Here is a 14259-nt window from a genome sequence, read left to right as displayed (position 1 = left end):
GGACAGTAACCCGTCGGTAACTGGTCCGCCAGAGCGCGGAGATGTGACCTGTACCGCCCAAATGTACCGATCATCGATCATCGATCAACACCCTCTCCGGAACCCCGCGTGCGGGCCCCCGCGGACCCCTAGGGTGGCCGGGTGAACGACGTGCTGGAGCGCCTGCGGGCGGAGGCCGGGCAGTCACCGGAGTACGAGGTGCTGCGCACGGCGCAGCCGGAGGCCCTGGCAGCCTCCCTGACCTCGGCCGGGCTGCCCCTGTGGGCCCGCGAACTGGCCGCGTACCGGCTGGGGCTGGCGGGTGACCGGCGCGCCTTCGAGCCCCTCGTGCTGCTGCTCAACCACCGGGACCCGCCACGCTGCGCGGCCGCCGCCACCGCCCTGGCCGTGCTCGCCGACCCGCGCACCGCCCGCGCGGCGGCCGCCCTCGCCACGAACCCCCTGCGCACCGCCTACGCCCTGCACCCGGTCCGGCTGCTCACCGTGCTGCGCGCACCGGAGTCCGTACCGGCCCTGATGACCACGCTCTCCCGGCTGCTGTCCCCGCACGACCCGTACTGGCGGGTGGCCCTGGCCTGCGTCGAGGGCCTCGGCAGCCTCGGCGACCCGCGCGCCCGCGACCTGCTGGTCCGGGCCCAGTCCCACCCCCGCCTTGCCGTGGCCGCGACCACGGCGCTGCGGGAGCTCGGCTGACGCCGCGGCTCAGCCGCGGAAGCCCAGCAGGCCGTGCAGGGCCGCGCCGCCCGCCGAGGACGGGACCGCGCGGGTCGCCGTCGCCGGCTTCGGGGCCGGCTGGGCGGGGCAGGTCGCGTCCGCGGCCGTCCCCGTCCTCAGGTACGCCGCCACCTTCTCGTCCAGGCACTTGTTGCCGCTGAGCGCGATCCCGTGGTTGCCGCCGCCCTCCTCGACCACCAGCGCCGAGCCCTTCAGCCGGTCGCGCATGCTGAGCGCCCCCCCGAACGGGGTCGCCGCGTCCTGCGTCGCCTGGAGGAGCAGGGCCGGCGGCAGGTCGGCGTTGGTGACGTCCGGGGCCCGCAGCGACTCCGTCGGCCAGAACGCGCACGGGGCGTTGTACCAGGCGTTGTTCCACGTCATGAACGGCGCCTCGGCGTGCGTGCGCCACATGTCCGCGCGCCACCGGTTCCAGTTCTTCGGCCAGGCCGAGTCCCGGCACTGCACCGCCGTGTAGACGCTGTAGCCGTTGCCCGCCGAGGGCTCCACGGCGCCGAACCGCTCGTACGCCGCCACCAGCGGCTTCGGGTCCTCGTCCCGGGCGTACGCGGCGAAGGCCTCGGCGAGGTTCGGCCAGTAGCCGTTGTAGTAGCCGCCCGGCATGAAGGTGTCCTCCAGCTCGGCCGGCCCCACCTTGCCGCCAGCCGGCGTCGCGCGCAGCGACTCCCGCATTGCGTACCAGCGTTCCCCGACCTCCTCCGGGTCGGTGCCCAGCCGGTACGTGGCGTCGTACTTCGCCACCCACGCCAGGAACGCCTTGTGGCGGGCGTCGAAGGCCCGGTCCTGGGCGAGGTTGTCCTCGTACCAGACGCCCGCCGGGTCCACCACGGAGTCCAGGACGAGGCGGTGCACGCGGCCCGGGTGGAGCTTGGCGTACACCGCGCCCAGGTACGTCCCGTACGAGTAGCCGAAGTAGCTGATCCGCTCCGCGCCCAGCGCGGTGCGCACCGCCTCGATGTCGCGGGCGGCCGAGACGGTCCCCACGTGCGGCAGCACGTCCGCGTGCCGGGTCCCGCAGGACTCGGCGAAGGAGCGGACCCGCTCCAGGTTGGCCCGTTCGGTGGCCGCGTCGCGCGGTACGGAGTCCGGCCGTACGGGCTTGAAGTGCCCGGCCGCGCAGTCGAGGACGGGCTCGCTCTTGCCGACGCCCCGGGGGTCGAAGCCGATCACGTCGTACTGGGCGGCGACGTCCTCGGGGAGGGCGGAGGCGACGAACCCGGCCAGGGCGCGGCCGCTGCCGCCGGGACCGCCGGGATTGACCAGCAGCGGCCCCTGCGAGGAGGCGGCGGTGTGCGGGACCCGGGTCAGGGCGAGGGAGATCTGCCGGCCGCCGGGGCGGTCGTGGTCGAGGGGGACCTTGAGGGAGGCGCACTGCAGCGTGGGGTAGCGGGGGGTCGCGCAGCCGGTCCACTTCAGGGCGGCCCCGGCCGCGGCGGGGGCCCCGGCCGGCGCCGGCGCGGCGGTGACGGGACTTGCGAGGGCGGCGGCCACGGTGGAGATCGACAGCAGGACAGCGGCGCGCTTCTTCAATGGGTGCAGCATGGGGCCTCCCAGCCGAGGGTTCTGGGCGGAATCGTCCCGGAAACCGCAGCCGGAAAGCGGGATTGGGCGGTTCATTGGCCCGATGTGATGACCCCTCGGCGGGCCTGCGGGCTCACAGCAGCGCGAGCTGCGTCGGCCCCCCGGGCCCCGGCGCACCCGGACCGTCGGCGGGACGGTCCGGGACGACGACGCGGCGGGCCGCCCCGGGGCCGTTCGGGCCGATGCCGAATTCGGCCGCCAGTTCGTGGACTTGGCGGGTGATCTGCCGCTGGTACCAGGTGGGGGCGTACGAGCCGCCCGCGTACATCCGCGCGTAGCGCTCGACCAGGTGCGGGTGGTGCGCGGTCAGCCAGGCCGTGAACCACTCGCGCGCGCCCGGCCGCAGATGGAGTACCAGGGGTGTCACGGAGGTCGCGCCGGACGCGGCGACGGCCCGGACGGCGGCCCGCAGCTGCTCCGGGGCGTCCCCGAGGAAGGGGGTCACGGGGGCCATCAGCACCCCGCACTCGATCCCGGCGTCGCTGAGGGTCCGTACGGCGTTCAGCCGGGCGGCGGGGGAGGGGGTGCCGGGCTCGACGGTCCGCCACAGGGCGGTGTCGGTGAAGCCGACGGAGACGGACACCCCGACCTCGGTGACCTCGGCGGCCTGCCGCAGGAGCGGGAGGTCGCGCAGGATCAGCGTGCCCTTGGTGAGGACGGAGAACGGGTTGGCCCGGTCGCGCAGCGCCTCGATGATCGTGCGGGCAGGGTTCCGGGCACCCGGACCGGTGCCGGTGCGGGCCCGGATTTGGGCGCCCGGGCCGGAGGTGGTTGGCTTCGCCGTGACGAGCGATCACAACTGCTGGAGGAACAGCCATGGCGCAGGTCGAGGCCACCACGGAGCGGATCATCGCGGCCGACGCGGAGACCGTGTTCGACGCGCTGGCGGACTACGCCGGCACCCGGGGCAAGCTGCTGCCCGAGCACTTCAGCGAGTACGAGGTGCGCGAGGGCGGCGACGGCGAGGGCACCCTCGTGCACTGGAAGCTCCAGGCCACCAGCAAGCGCGTGCGCGACTGTCTGCTGGAGGTCACCGAGCCCACCGACGGACAGCTGGTCGAGACCGACCGCAACTCCTCCATGGTCACCACCTGGCTGGTGACCCCGGCCGGCGAGGGCAAGTCCAAGGTCGTCGTCTCCACCGTGTGGAACGGCGCGGGCGGCATCGGCGGCTTCTTCGAGCGGACCTTCGCCCCCAAGGGCCTCGGCCGGATCTACGACACCCTGCTGGTCAACCTGGCCGCCGAAGTCGAGGGCTGAGGACCCGCGCGTCCGCCCCGGCCGCCGAAGCCGGGGGCCAAGGCACCCGCGCGTGCGCGCGGCGACGCGACGGCTCACCGGTTCGGGTGGACTTCCCGGCCCGGTGGCGGACCGGCCCGCCACCCCCGGAAGCCTGGCGTGGCCCCCGGGGGCGCCGGTGGGCCCGGCGGCTAGGGTGGGGCCCGGCGCGCGTGCCGTCGCACGCGCGCGACCGACCGCCCGGGGGCCCGATGAAGATCCTCATCTCCGCCGACATGGAAGGCGCCACCGGCGTCACCTGGCCCGCCGACGTGCTGCCCGGCACGCCCCAGTGGGAGCGCTGCCGGTCGCTGTTCACCTCCGACGTGAACGCCGCCGTCCTCGGCTTCTACGACGGCGGCGCGGACCAGGTCGTCATCAACGAGGCGCACTGGACGATGCGCAACCTCCTGCTGGAGAAGCTCGACGCCCGTGCCGAGATGCTCACCGGCCGCCACAAGACCCTCTCCATGGTCGAGGGCGTGCAGCACGGCGACGTCGACGGCATCGCCTTCGTCGGCTACCACACCGGCGCCGGCGCCGAAGGCGTCCTCGCCCACACCTACCTCGCCAACTCCATCACAGGGGTCTGGCTCAACGGGGTCCGCGCCAGCGAGGGCCTGCTGAACGCGCACGTCGTCGCCGAGTACGGCGTACCGGTCGTCCTGGTCACCGGCGACGACCTGACCTGCGCCGACGCCGCCGGCTACGCCCCCGGTGCGGTGACCGTCGCGGTCAAGGACCACGTCTCGCGCTACGCCGCCGTCTGCCGGACCCCGGCCCGCACCGCCGCCGACATCCGCGCCGCCGCCCAGGAGGCCGCGGCCCTCGCGGTGTGCCACGAGCCCGTGCGCGGCGGCCCCTTCGCCGTGGAGCTGGAGTTCGACGCCGAGCACCTGGCCATGGCGGCCACGGTGGTGCCGGGCGTCGAGCGGTGCGGGGAACGCAGGGTCGCGTACGCCAGCGAGACGATGTACGAGGGGATCCGCGCCTTCAAGGCGGTCACGACGGTCGTCTCGGCGGCCGTGGAGGAGCAGTATGGCTGACATGCCCGCAGTCACCGCCGAGGCTCCGGCCGCCGCAGTGGCCCTGGCCGCCGCCGTGGACGGGGTCGCGCTCGACGAGGCCGTCGAGTTCACCTCCGGCCTCATCAGGATCGACACCACCAACCGGGGCGGCGGCGACTGCCGCGAGCGCCCCGCCGCCGAGTACGTCGCCGAGCGGCTCGCCGCCGCCGGGCTGGAGCCGGTCCTGCTGGAGCGGACCCCGGGCCGCACCAACGTGGTGGCCCGGATCGAGGGCACCGACCCGTCGGCCGAGGCCCTCCTGGTCCACGGTCACCTCGACGTGGTGCCGGCCGAGGCCGCCGACTGGAGCGTGGACCCCTTCTCCGGCGAGGTCCGCGACGGCGTGGTCTGGGGCCGCGGCGCCGTCGACATGAAGAACATGGACGCGATGGTCCTGGCTGTCGTGCGGGCCTGGGCCCGTGCCGGCGTCAGGCCGCGCCGGGACGTGGTCCTCGCCTACACCGCCGACGAGGAGGACAGCGCCGTCGACGGCGCCGGCTTCCTCGCCGACCACCACCCGCACCTCTTCGAGGGGTGTACCGAGGGCATCAGCGAGTCCGGCGCCTTCACCGTGCACGCCGGACCCGGACGGGCCCTCTACCCGATCGCCGCCGGTGAACGCGGCACCGCCTGGCTGAAGTTGACCGCCCACGGCACCGCCGGGCACGGCTCCAAGCCCAACCGCGCCAACGCCGTCAGCCGGCTCGCCGCCGCCGTCGCCCGGATCGGCGACTACGCCTGGCCGGTCCGGCTCACCGACACCGTCACCGCCTGCATCACCGAACTCGCCTCCCTCCAGGGCCTGTCGGTGGACCCCCGGGCCCCCGGCTTCGACCTCGCCGCGGTCCTCGCCGAACTCGGCCCCGCCGCCGCCCTGGTCGAGGCCACCCTGCGCAACAGCGCCAACCCGACGATGCTCAGCGCCGGTTACAAGCTCAACGTGATCCCCGGCCAGGCCACCGGCTACGTCGACGGGCGGATGCTGCCCGGCGGCGAGGCCGAGTTCATCGCCACCCTGGACGCGCTCACCGGACCGGACGTGCGCTGGGAGTTCCACCACCGGGAGGTCGCCCTCGAAGCCCCGGTGGACGGGCGGACGTACGGGATCCTGCGCGAATCCGTCGAACGGTTCGACCCCGACGGGCACGTGGTCCCCTTCTGCATGGCCGGCGGCACCGACGCCAAGCAGTTCTCCCGGCTCGGCGTCACCGGCTACGGCTTCTCCCCGCTGAAGCTGCCGCCCGGATTCGACTACTGGTCCCTCTTCCACGGCGTGGACGAGCGGGTGCCCGTCGAGGCCCTGCACTTCGGCGTCCGCGTCCTCGACCACGCGCTGCGGACCCTGTGAGGGAGACCCTGTGATGGCGGCGGTGACCCGGCCCTACGGAAGCTGGCCCTCGCCGATCGACGCGGCCCTCGCCGCCTCGCTCGACGGGCGCCCCGAATACGTCGGCACGGTCGGCTCCGAGGTGTGGTGGACCGAGCCCCGGCCCGAGGAGGGCGGCCGCCGGACCCTGGTGCGCCGCCGTCCCGCCGACGCCGGACCCGAGGTCACGGCGCTGCCCGCGCCGTGGAACGTGCGGAGCCGGTTCACCGAGTACGGCGGCCGGCCCTGGGCCGGCGGCGAACGGCCCGCGGGCGGGCCCCTGGTGGTCTTCGTGCACTTCGCCGACCAGCGGCTGTACGCGTTCGAGCCCGACGCCCCCGGCGGCCCGGGCCCCCGCCCCCTCACCCCGCCGTCCTCCGTCGGCGGCGGGTTGCGCTGGGTCGACCCGGTCCTGCGCGGCGGCGAAGTGTGGTGCGTGCTGGAGGAGTTCACCGGGCCCGCGCCCACCGACGTGCGCCGGGTGCTGGCGGCGGTCCCGCTCGACGGATCGGCCGCCGCGGACCGCTCCCGGGTGCGTGAACTCACCGACGCGCGGCACCGGTTCTCCACCGGGCCCCGGCTCTCCCCGGACGGGCTCCGGGCCGCCTGGCTCGTGTGGGACCACCCCCGGATGCCCTGGGACGGCACCGAGCTGCGGCTCGCCGAGGTCACCGCCGACGGGGAGCTGACCGGGGCCCGCACCGTGCTCGGCGGCCCGGAGGAGTCCGTCGCCCAGGTGGAGTGGACGCCCGGCGGGAGCCTCCTCGCGGTGAGCGACCGCGTCGGCTGGTGGAACCCGTACCGGGTGGACCCGGAGGGCGGCGACGCCGTCAACCTGTGCCCCCGGGAAGAGGAGTTCGGCGGCCCGCTGTGGAAGCCGGGGCTGCGCTGGATCGCCGCGCTCCCCGACGGGCTCGTCGCCGTGCTGCACGGACAGGGCTCCTCGGTGCTCGGCGTCCTGGACCCCGACAGCGGGGACCTGGTGGACGCCGCCGGGCCGTGGACGGCCTGGCAGCCGACGCTCGCGGTGAGCGGCACCCGGGTCTACGGGGTCGCCGCCAGTCCGCGCAGCGCCTACGAGGTGGTCGAGCTGGACACCGCCACCGGGCACGCCCGCGTGGTGGGCGCGGAGGGCGTCGACCCGGTGGACCCCGCCTACTACCCGGAGCCGCAGACCCGCACCTTCCCCGGTCCCGACAACCGGGAGATCCACGCCCACGTCTACCCGCCCCACCACCCCGCCCGGCGGGCCGCGGCCGACGAGCTGCCCCCGTACGTGGTGTGGGCGCACGGCGGCCCCACCGACCACGTGCCGCCCGTACTCGACCTGCACATCGCCTACTTCACCTCCCGTGGCATCGGCGTCGTCGAGGTGAACTACGGCGGGTCCACGGGCTACGGCCGGGCCTACCGCGAGCGGCTGCGCGAGCAGTGGGGCGTGGTCGACGTCGAGGACTGCGCGGCCGTGGCCCGGGCGCTGGCCGCCGAGGGCACCGCCGACCCGGACCGCCTCGCCATCCGCGGCGGCAGCGCCGGCGGCTGGACGGCGGCGGCCTCGCTGGCCGCCACCCCGCTGTACGCCTGCGCCGCGATCATCTACCCCGTACTGGACCTGCTCGGCTTCGCGGAGGAGACCCACGACCTGGAGTCCCGCTACATCGACGGCCTGGCGGGGCCGCCGCAGACCCTCGCCGTCCGCTCCCGCGAGCGCTCGCCGGTGGCCCGCGCCGACCGGATCACCGCCCCGTTCGTCCTGCTCCAGGGGCTGGACGACGCAGTCTGCCCGCCGGCCCAGGCCGAGCGGTTTCTGGCCGCGCTGCGGGGCCGGCCGGTGCCGCACGCGTACGTGACCTTCGCGGGCGAGGGCCACGGCTTCCGGCGGGCGGACACCATGATCCGCGCGCTGGAGGCGGAACTGTCGCTGTACGCCCAGGTCTTCGGGATCGAGCGCGCCGACGTGCCGCTGCTGCGGCTGGAGCCGTGAACGCGCGGGCCGCGGTGGCAGCGGTGGCCGCGGTGAGCGCCGTGCGGCCGGGTTCCGCCGCTCAGGCCGCCGCGATCCAGACACGGAGCGGGCCGAGGGCGGTGAAGCCCGCCCGGAGCGCGGCGTCGAGGTCGTCCCCCGACTCGTAACCGACCACCGGCAGCCCCGGCCAGCGGGACGCGACCGCGGTGAGGGTGCCCGCCCAGGCGGCGCCGGCGGACGCGCCGTCGCGGGCGAACAGGTTGGAGACGCCCACGACGTCGCCGGTGCGGTGCGCGACCGCCCCGGCGACGATCCGGCCGCCGGTGCTCGCGCCGGCGGCCCCAGCGGTCCCGTCGCTGCCGGCGCGGCCCGTCAGGAAGACGGTACCGCCGGCGAGCAGGTCCGGACGGAACAGGCCGGAGGGCTCCCCGCCGGCCCAGGCGGCCTCCCACTGCCGCAACTCCCCGGCGCCGGCCACTTCGGACCACTCCTGGAGCGGTCCGGCGGCCGTGACCGGCGCCCCCGCGGGACGGTGGATCCACTGGGCCTCGAACAGCACGCGGAAGCCCTCCGGGCCCAGGTCGAGCGCGGCGAAGCTGTCCTTGACCGAGCAGCCCGGGGAGCCGGTGTCGACCGCGGCGACCAGCGCGGCCGCCGACACGCCGTCCGGGGTGAGCGTCACCGCGTCGGGGTACAGGGGCGGGGTCCTCCGCGGGTTGGTCCAGGCGTCCGCGGCGAAGGTGCCGGGGAGCCCGTGGGAGCGGCAGACGGCGTCGCACCACGCGGCGTTGTTGAGCGCCGCGGCGAGCCGCAGCCCGTGAAGATCGGGGGTGGTGATCACGCCGGAGATCCTGTCACACCTCCTAACCTGGACGGATGTCCTTTTCCCCGTATCTCCGCGAGGGCGCCCGGGTGGGCCTGCGCCCCGTCCGCGCCGCCGACGGGCCCGAATTCACGGCCCGCGCCCACGAGAGCCGCGAGCTCCACCACCCCTGGCTGTTCCCGCCCGTCACCCCGGAGGAGTTCGAGCCGTACGCGGCCCGCCTCACCGGGGGCGACGGCAGCGCCGGGTTCCTGGTCTGCGAGCTCGGCACCGGCGCCATCGCGGGCTTCGTCAACGTCAACAACATCGTGCGCGGGGCCTTCCAGTGCGGAGCCCTCGGCTACGGCGCCTTCGCGCACACCGCCGGCCGGGGCCTCTTCCGCGAGGCCCTCGCGCTGGTCCTGGCCCACTCCTTCGCGCCGCAGGACGAGGGGCTCGGGCTGCACCGGCTGGAGGCCAACGTCCAGCCCGGCAACGCCGCCTCGATCGCCCTCGTCCGCGGCGCGGGCTTCCGGCTGGAGGGGCTGTCCCCGGACTTGCTCCACGTCGACGGGGCCTGGCGCGACCACGAGCGGTGGGCGATCACGGCCACCATGCCGCGCCGCTGAGCACGGTCTGGCGGAGTATGGGCCCATGCGATCCCTGGTGCTCCTCGACGCCCCGTCCAACCTCGGCCTGAAACCGCCCGCTCCCGGCACCGTGCCCGGGGTGTACAAACTCGCCGGCGCCCTGCGGGAACAGGGCCTGCTGGCCCGTCTCGGCGCGCGCGAGGGCGGGGTGGTGGTCCCGCCGCGCTACGACCGCGGCGACTGGAAGGAGGGCGACGGCGTGTTCCACGCCGCCGCCCTCGCCGCGTACACGGTGGCCCTCGCCGACCGCGTCGAACGGCACCTGCGGGTCGGGGAGTTCCCCGTCGTGCTCGGCGGGGACTGCTCCATCCAGCTCGGCGCCTCCCTGGCCATGCGCCGCCTCGGCCGGTACGGGCTGGCGGCGATCGACGGCTCCGCCGACTTCCGCCACCCGGGGAACGAGGCGGTGAACGGCCCGGTCGGCGCCGCCGGCGGCGAGGAACTCGCCCTGGGCACCGGGCGCGGGCAGGCGGACCTCGCGGACCTGGAGGGGCTGGGACCGTACCTGCGCGACGAGGACGTACGGCTCTTCGGGCTGCGGGACGGGGACGCGGACCTCCCCGAGCTGCGGGCCGCCGGGATCCGGACGGTCACCGTGGGCGAGATCCGCGAGCGCGGCGCCGGACCGGTGGCGCGGGCCGCCCTGGACGGGCTGCACCCGCCGGACACCGCCGGCTTCTGGGTGCACCTGGACGCGGACGTGCTGGACCCCGGCGTGATGCCGGCGGTGGACAGCCCCGACCCCGGCGGCCTCGTCCCCGACGAACTCGCCGAGCTGCTGGGGGTGCTGGTGCGCTCACCGCGCTGCGTCGGCCTCAACGTCACCATCTACGACCCGGACCTCGACCCCGACGGGCGCGCGGGCGTGCTCCTCGCGGACCTGGTCGCGGGCGCCTTCGCGTAGGGGCCTTTGCACAATCCTGACCGGTGGTCCTGCGCGGAACCCCTGGGCACCGGCCGCCGGGGCGTGTTCCCTTTTCCCATGGCCACCACCGTCCGACGCGCCGTACTGACCCTGCCCGCCGCCCCGTTGGGTCCCGAGAACCCCCTGCCCGCCCTGCGCGCGCCCGAAGGCGTCCACGCCCTGGACGAGCGCGCGTACGGCGGGCTGCCGCGCGATTCGGTCCGGCAGATCGGGTACGGGGCGCTGCGCTCCCTGCTGCCCGTCCGGATGCGGGACGGCTACCGACGCGACCGCTCCGCGCGCGAGTTCGAGACCATCGTCATCGAGAACGCGCACCTGCGGGCCACCGTCCTGCCCGGCCTCGGCGGCCGGGTCCACTCGCTCGTCCACCTGCCCACCGGCCGCGAACTGCTCTACCGCAACCCGGTGTTCCAGCCCGCCGCCTTCGCGCTGAACGGCGCCTGGTTCTCCGGCGGCATCGAGTGGAACACCGGCGCCACCGGCCACTCCGCCCTCTCGTGCGCCCCCCTGCACGCCGCGCTCGTACCGGCCCCCGACGGGGGCGTGATGGTCCGGCTGTGGGAGTGGGAGCGGCTGCGCGACCTGCCGTTCCAGGTGGACCTGTGGCTGCCCGGGGACTCGGAGTTCCTGTACGTCGGCGTCCGCGTGCGCAACCCCCACGAGCGGCCCGCCCCCGTGTACTGGTGGTCCAACACCGCCGTCCCGGAGGATCCGGGCACGCGGGTCCTGGTCCCCGCCGACGAGGCCTGGCACTTCGGGTACGAGCGCGCGCTGCGCCGGGTCCCGGTGCCCGAACGGGAGGGCGCGGACCGCACGTACCCGTCGGCCGGCGAGTACCCCGCCGACTTCTTCTACGAGGTCCGGAGCGGGGATCGCCCCTGGATCGCCTCGCTGGACGCGGCCGGACAGGGGCTCGTACAGACCTCGACCGGGCGGCTGCGCGGCCGCAAGCTGTTCGTCTGGGGCGCGGGCCGCGGCGGCCGCCGCTGGCAGGAGTGGCTGACCGAGCCGGGCACGGGCGGCTACGCGGAGATCCAGGCCGGGCTGGCCCGGACCCAGCTGGAGCACGTACGGCTGGACGGCGGGGCGGAGTTCAGCTGGCTGGAGGCCTACGGCCCGCTCGCCGCGGACCCCGGCGCGGTGCACGGGCCCGACTGGGCGGCGGCCCGCGGCGCGGCCGGAGCCGCGCTGGAGGCCGTACTGCCCCGGAACCGGGTGGACGCGGCGTACGAGGCGTGGCGCGGGTGCGCCGACACCGCACCGGGGGAGCGGCTGGCGGCCGGGACGGGCTGGGGCGCCCTGGAGGTGCTGCGCGGGGGCTTCGAGCTGCCGGGCACGCCCTTCGAGGAGTCCGCGCTCGGCGAGGAGCAGGCCCCGTGGCTGGAGCTGTGGCGCACGGGCGTCTTCCCCGCCCCGGGCCGGGTGGCGCCGCCGGGACCGAGCCTGGTCGCCGCGCACTGGCGGGACATGCTGGAGACGGCCCCGGCGGACCCGCTGACCGAGTACCACCTGGGCGTGGCGCAGTGGCACGCCGGCGACGTGGCCCAGGCGGTACGGAGCTGGGAGCGCGGGCTGGCGCCGGCCCCGTCGCGGTGGCCGCTGCTGCGGTGCCTGGCGGCGGCGGACGCGCTGGCCGGCGCCCCCGGGCGGGCGGCCGACCGTTACGCGGAGGCCTTCGAGGACCTGACCGAGGAGAGCCGCGGCGGCGAGGCGTGGACCGCGGCGGAGTCGGCGCTGGGCCGGGAGGCGATGGAGGCCCTGCTGGCCGCGGGGCGGCTGCCCGAGGCCCGCCGGGTGTGGGACCGGCTGCGGCCGGCCCAGCGGGAGCAGGGGCGCTTCCGGCTGCTGGCCGCGCGGCTGCTGGCGGCGGAGGGCCACGTGGCGGCGGCCCGGCGGGTCTTCGAGGACGGCTTCGAGATCCCGGACCTGCGGGAGGGGGAGGAAACCCTCGGCGAGGTCTGGGCCTCCCTCACCGACCGGCCCCTGCCGGCCCGCTACGACTTCCGGATGCGGCCGCCGGAGTAGGCCGCACCGGCCGGTCCGGTGGGGTGGGGGCCCGCAGCCCGGCGCGGCCGGGGGAGCGGCGTACGACGGGTGCGGCCGGGGGGCCCGGGGGGCGGCGTGCGGCGGGTGCGGCCGGGGGGGCGGCGCGTCAGGCCCGGCAGAGGACCTCGCCGTTCAGGACCGAGAACCAGGCGTCCGGGTCGGCGCCCCACGCGCGCCAGGCCCCGGCGAGGGAGGCCAGCTCCGCGGGCGTCGCGTGGCCGCCGCCGATGGCGGTGTCCGCATACGCGGAGGCCGTGGTGCGGTCCGCCCACAGGGACGACCACCAGGCGGCCTCCTCGGGCGTGGCGTAGCACCAGGACGTCGCCGAGGAGGCGACTTCGGTGAACCCCGCCTCCCGGGCCCAGGCGCGCAGCCGGCGGCCCGCGTCCGGCTCGCCGCCGTTGGCACGGGCGACCCGGCGGTACAGGTTCAGCCACGCGTCCAGTCCGGGGGTGGCCGGGTACCAGGTCATGGCCGCGTAGTCGGCGTCCCGCGCGGCCACGATCCCGCCCGGGCGGCACACCCGCCGCATCTCGCGCAGGGCCCGGACCGGGTCGCCGACGTGCTGTAGCACCTGGTGGGCGTGGACCACGTCGAAGGAGTCGTCGGGGAAGTCCAGGGCGTGGACGTCGGCCGTGGCGAACGCGATGCCGGTCAGGCCGCGTTCCGCCGCGTACCGCCGGGCCTGGTCCACGATGCCGGCGGCGGCGTCGACGCCGGTGACCCGGCCGCCCGGCGCGACCCGTTCCGCGAGGTCGGCCGTGATCGTGCCCGGCCCGCAGCCCACGTCCAGGACGGACATGCCGGGGCGCAGTTCGCCGATCAGGTACGCGGCCGAGTTCTCGGCGGTGCGCCACCGGTGCGAGCGCAGCACCGACTCGTGGTGGCCGTGGGTGTAGACAGCGGTCTCCTTGGCGGCGTCCATGGCCGGCTCCTCGTCGTCGAAGGGATGCCTCCCCACCGTAGGGGATGTGTTCGTCATCTGAGATGGGCGTTTCGGGATGTGGACATCCCTCCTGCCTGCCAAGAGCACCGGGCCGGGCGGTGGCAGGCGGTCCGGGGGGCGAGGAGAGTGGGCCGCAGGGGGATGGGGCTCCTGGCAGGCAGAGGACGGTGAGGGCCATGCCGGACACGCTGCTCGCGCAGCACGCCGAGGCGCTGCGGCTCTTCGGCGAGCGGGTGCGCGCCGTCGCGGACGACCAGTGGGGCGCGCCGACGCCGTGCGCCGAATGGACCGTGCGGGACCTGGTCAACCACGTCACGGGGGAACAGCTGTGGGTCGTGCCGCTGGTCGCCGGCCGCGGTGTCGACGACGTCGGCGACGAGCTCGCGGGCGACCTGCTGGGCGCGGACCCGGTCGCCGCCTGGGAACGCGCCGCGGCCGCCGCCGCGGCCGCCTTCGCCGCACCCGGCGTGCTGGACCGGACCGTGCGGCTCTCGTACGGTCCCGCGCCCGGGCGGGCGTACTGCTCGGAGCTGACGGCCGACTGCGTGGTGCACGCCTGGGACCTGGCGCGGGGCATCGGCGCCGACGACCGGCTGCCGGACGCTCTCGTCGAGTTCTCCGTCAAGGAGGTCATGCCCTACGCCGACGGGCTGGCGGCGAGCGGCATGTACGACGAACCGCTCGTGGTCCCGGCCGGAGCGGACGCTCAGACCAGGCTGCTCGGGCTGCTGGGGAGGCGCGGCTGAGGACGGCACCACGGCCCGCCGCCCCCGCGCGGCAGGGCCTCTGCGGCGCAGGGCCTCTCCGCATCGCGGCCGTCCGTCCTGCGCCCGGGCCGTCCTGCATGCCCGGCCGCCCGCAGCGCGACAACGGGCATGGCTGGGCACACCATCGTATATA

12 protein-coding genes and 1 pseudogene are annotated in these 14259 nt (G+C 76.0%); 9 read left to right on the top strand and 4 right to left on the bottom strand.

The genetic code is table 11. The annotated features are described in order from the left end of the window. Positions 1–141 precede the first annotated feature (141 nt). Complete coding sequence (locus ACFWTC_RS11790; protein ID WP_383932184.1) at positions 142–693, top strand: HEAT repeat domain-containing protein; 552 nt, start codon at positions 142–144, stop codon at positions 691–693. A gap of 9 nt (positions 694–702) precedes the next feature. Here ACFWTC_RS11790 and ACFWTC_RS11785 read toward each other — a convergent pair whose 3' ends face one another. After that, positions 703–2274, bottom strand: a complete 1572-nt coding sequence (locus ACFWTC_RS11785; protein ID WP_383932182.1) for an alpha/beta hydrolase — start codon at positions 2272–2274, stop codon at positions 703–705. 112 nt (positions 2275–2386) lie between these two features. Next, a pseudogene (locus ACFWTC_RS11780) lies at positions 2387–3010 on the bottom strand (radical SAM protein); the annotation flags it as partial. Positions 3011–3129: 119 nt separating this feature from the next. On the opposite strand from ACFWTC_RS11780, the gene ACFWTC_RS11775 reads away from it, so the two are divergent. From ACFWTC_RS11775 to ACFWTC_RS11760, 4 genes are all read left to right on the top strand, one after another. After that, positions 3130–3573, top strand: a complete 444-nt coding sequence (locus ACFWTC_RS11775) for an SRPBCC family protein (protein ID WP_383932180.1) — start codon at positions 3130–3132, stop codon at positions 3571–3573. Between the two features lie 230 nt (positions 3574–3803). Next, positions 3804–4637, top strand: coding sequence for a M55 family metallopeptidase (locus ACFWTC_RS11770; RefSeq protein WP_383926186.1), 834 nt, complete (start codon positions 3804–3806; stop codon positions 4635–4637). Position 4638: 1 nt separating this feature from the next. Then, complete coding sequence (locus ACFWTC_RS11765; protein ID WP_384029129.1) at positions 4639–6006, top strand: M20/M25/M40 family metallo-hydrolase; 1368 nt, start codon at positions 4639–4641, stop codon at positions 6004–6006. A gap of 13 nt (positions 6007–6019) precedes the next feature. Beyond that, on the top strand, positions 6020–8008 hold the full coding sequence (locus ACFWTC_RS11760; RefSeq protein WP_383926188.1) for a prolyl oligopeptidase family serine peptidase: 1989 nt from the start codon (positions 6020–6022) through the stop codon (positions 8006–8008). 61 nt (positions 8009–8069) lie between these two features. On the opposite strand, the gene ACFWTC_RS11755 is transcribed toward ACFWTC_RS11760, so the two are convergent. Continuing rightward, positions 8070–8828, bottom strand: a complete 759-nt coding sequence (locus ACFWTC_RS11755; RefSeq protein ID WP_383926286.1) for a hypothetical protein — start codon at positions 8826–8828, stop codon at positions 8070–8072. A 38-nt stretch (positions 8829–8866) separates the two neighbouring features. On the opposite strand from ACFWTC_RS11755, the gene ACFWTC_RS11750 reads away from it, so the two are divergent. The 3 genes from ACFWTC_RS11750 (at position 8867) to ACFWTC_RS11740 (ending at position 12392) form a co-directional block, all read left to right on the top strand. Then, positions 8867–9421, top strand: coding sequence for a GNAT family N-acetyltransferase (locus ACFWTC_RS11750; protein ID WP_384029127.1), 555 nt, complete (start codon positions 8867–8869; stop codon positions 9419–9421). A 25-nt stretch (positions 9422–9446) separates the two neighbouring features. After that, the gene (locus tag ACFWTC_RS11745) at positions 9447–10346 is read left to right on the top strand and encodes an arginase family protein (protein WP_384029125.1); all 900 of its coding nucleotides are present in this window, start codon (positions 9447–9449) and stop codon (positions 10344–10346) included. Positions 10347–10424: 78 nt separating this feature from the next. Next, positions 10425–12392 carry a DUF5107 domain-containing protein gene (locus ACFWTC_RS11740; protein ID WP_384029123.1) on the top strand — a complete coding sequence of 656 codons (1968 nt, stop codon included), beginning with the start codon at positions 10425–10427 and terminating at the stop codon, positions 12390–12392. 127 nt (positions 12393–12519) lie between these two features. On the opposite strand, the gene ACFWTC_RS11735 is transcribed toward ACFWTC_RS11740, so the two are convergent. Beyond that, on the bottom strand, positions 12520–13338 hold the full coding sequence (locus ACFWTC_RS11735) for a methyltransferase domain-containing protein (protein ID WP_383926289.1): 819 nt from the start codon (positions 13336–13338) through the stop codon (positions 12520–12522). Positions 13339–13535: 197 nt separating this feature from the next. On the opposite strand from ACFWTC_RS11735, the gene ACFWTC_RS11730 reads away from it, so the two are divergent. Continuing rightward, positions 13536–14105: a TIGR03086 family metal-binding protein gene (locus ACFWTC_RS11730; RefSeq protein ID WP_383926200.1), complete on the top strand. Its 570-nt coding sequence runs from the start codon at positions 13536–13538 to the stop codon at positions 14103–14105. Positions 14106–14259 lie beyond the last annotated feature (154 nt).

Origin of the sequence: Streptomyces sp. NPDC058619, from assembly GCF_042717785.1 — a bacterium.
Taxonomy (GTDB): Bacteria; Actinomycetota; Actinomycetes; order Streptomycetales; family Streptomycetaceae; genus Streptomyces.
This window is presented reverse-complemented; position numbering and strand designations above follow the sequence as displayed.

Coding starts and splice junctions, on each gene's coding strand:
- ACFWTC_RS11745 (WP_384029125.1), top strand. CDS start 9,447: ATGCGATCCCTGGTGCTCCTCGACGCCCCGTCCAACCTCGGCCTGAAA.
- ACFWTC_RS11730 (WP_383926200.1), top strand. CDS start 13,536: ATGCCGGACACGCTGCTCGCGCAGCACGCCGAGGCGCTGCGGCTCTTC.
- ACFWTC_RS11750 (WP_384029127.1), top strand. CDS start 8,867: ATGTCCTTTTCCCCGTATCTCCGCGAGGGCGCCCGGGTGGGCCTGCGC.
- ACFWTC_RS11770 (WP_383926186.1), top strand. CDS start 3,804: ATGAAGATCCTCATCTCCGCCGACATGGAAGGCGCCACCGGCGTCACC.
- ACFWTC_RS11735 (WP_383926289.1), bottom strand. CDS start 13,338: ATGGACGCCGCCAAGGAGACCGCTGTCTACACCCACGGCCACCACGAG.
- ACFWTC_RS11785 (WP_383932182.1), bottom strand. CDS start 2,274: ATGCTGCACCCATTGAAGAAGCGCGCCGCTGTCCTGCTGTCGATCTCC.
- ACFWTC_RS11765 (WP_384029129.1), top strand. CDS start 4,639: ATGCCCGCAGTCACCGCCGAGGCTCCGGCCGCCGCAGTGGCCCTGGCC.
- ACFWTC_RS11740 (WP_384029123.1), top strand. CDS start 10,425: ATGGCCACCACCGTCCGACGCGCCGTACTGACCCTGCCCGCCGCCCCG.
- ACFWTC_RS11775 (WP_383932180.1), top strand. CDS start 3,130: ATGGCGCAGGTCGAGGCCACCACGGAGCGGATCATCGCGGCCGACGCG.
- ACFWTC_RS11760 (WP_383926188.1), top strand. CDS start 6,020: ATGGCGGCGGTGACCCGGCCCTACGGAAGCTGGCCCTCGCCGATCGAC.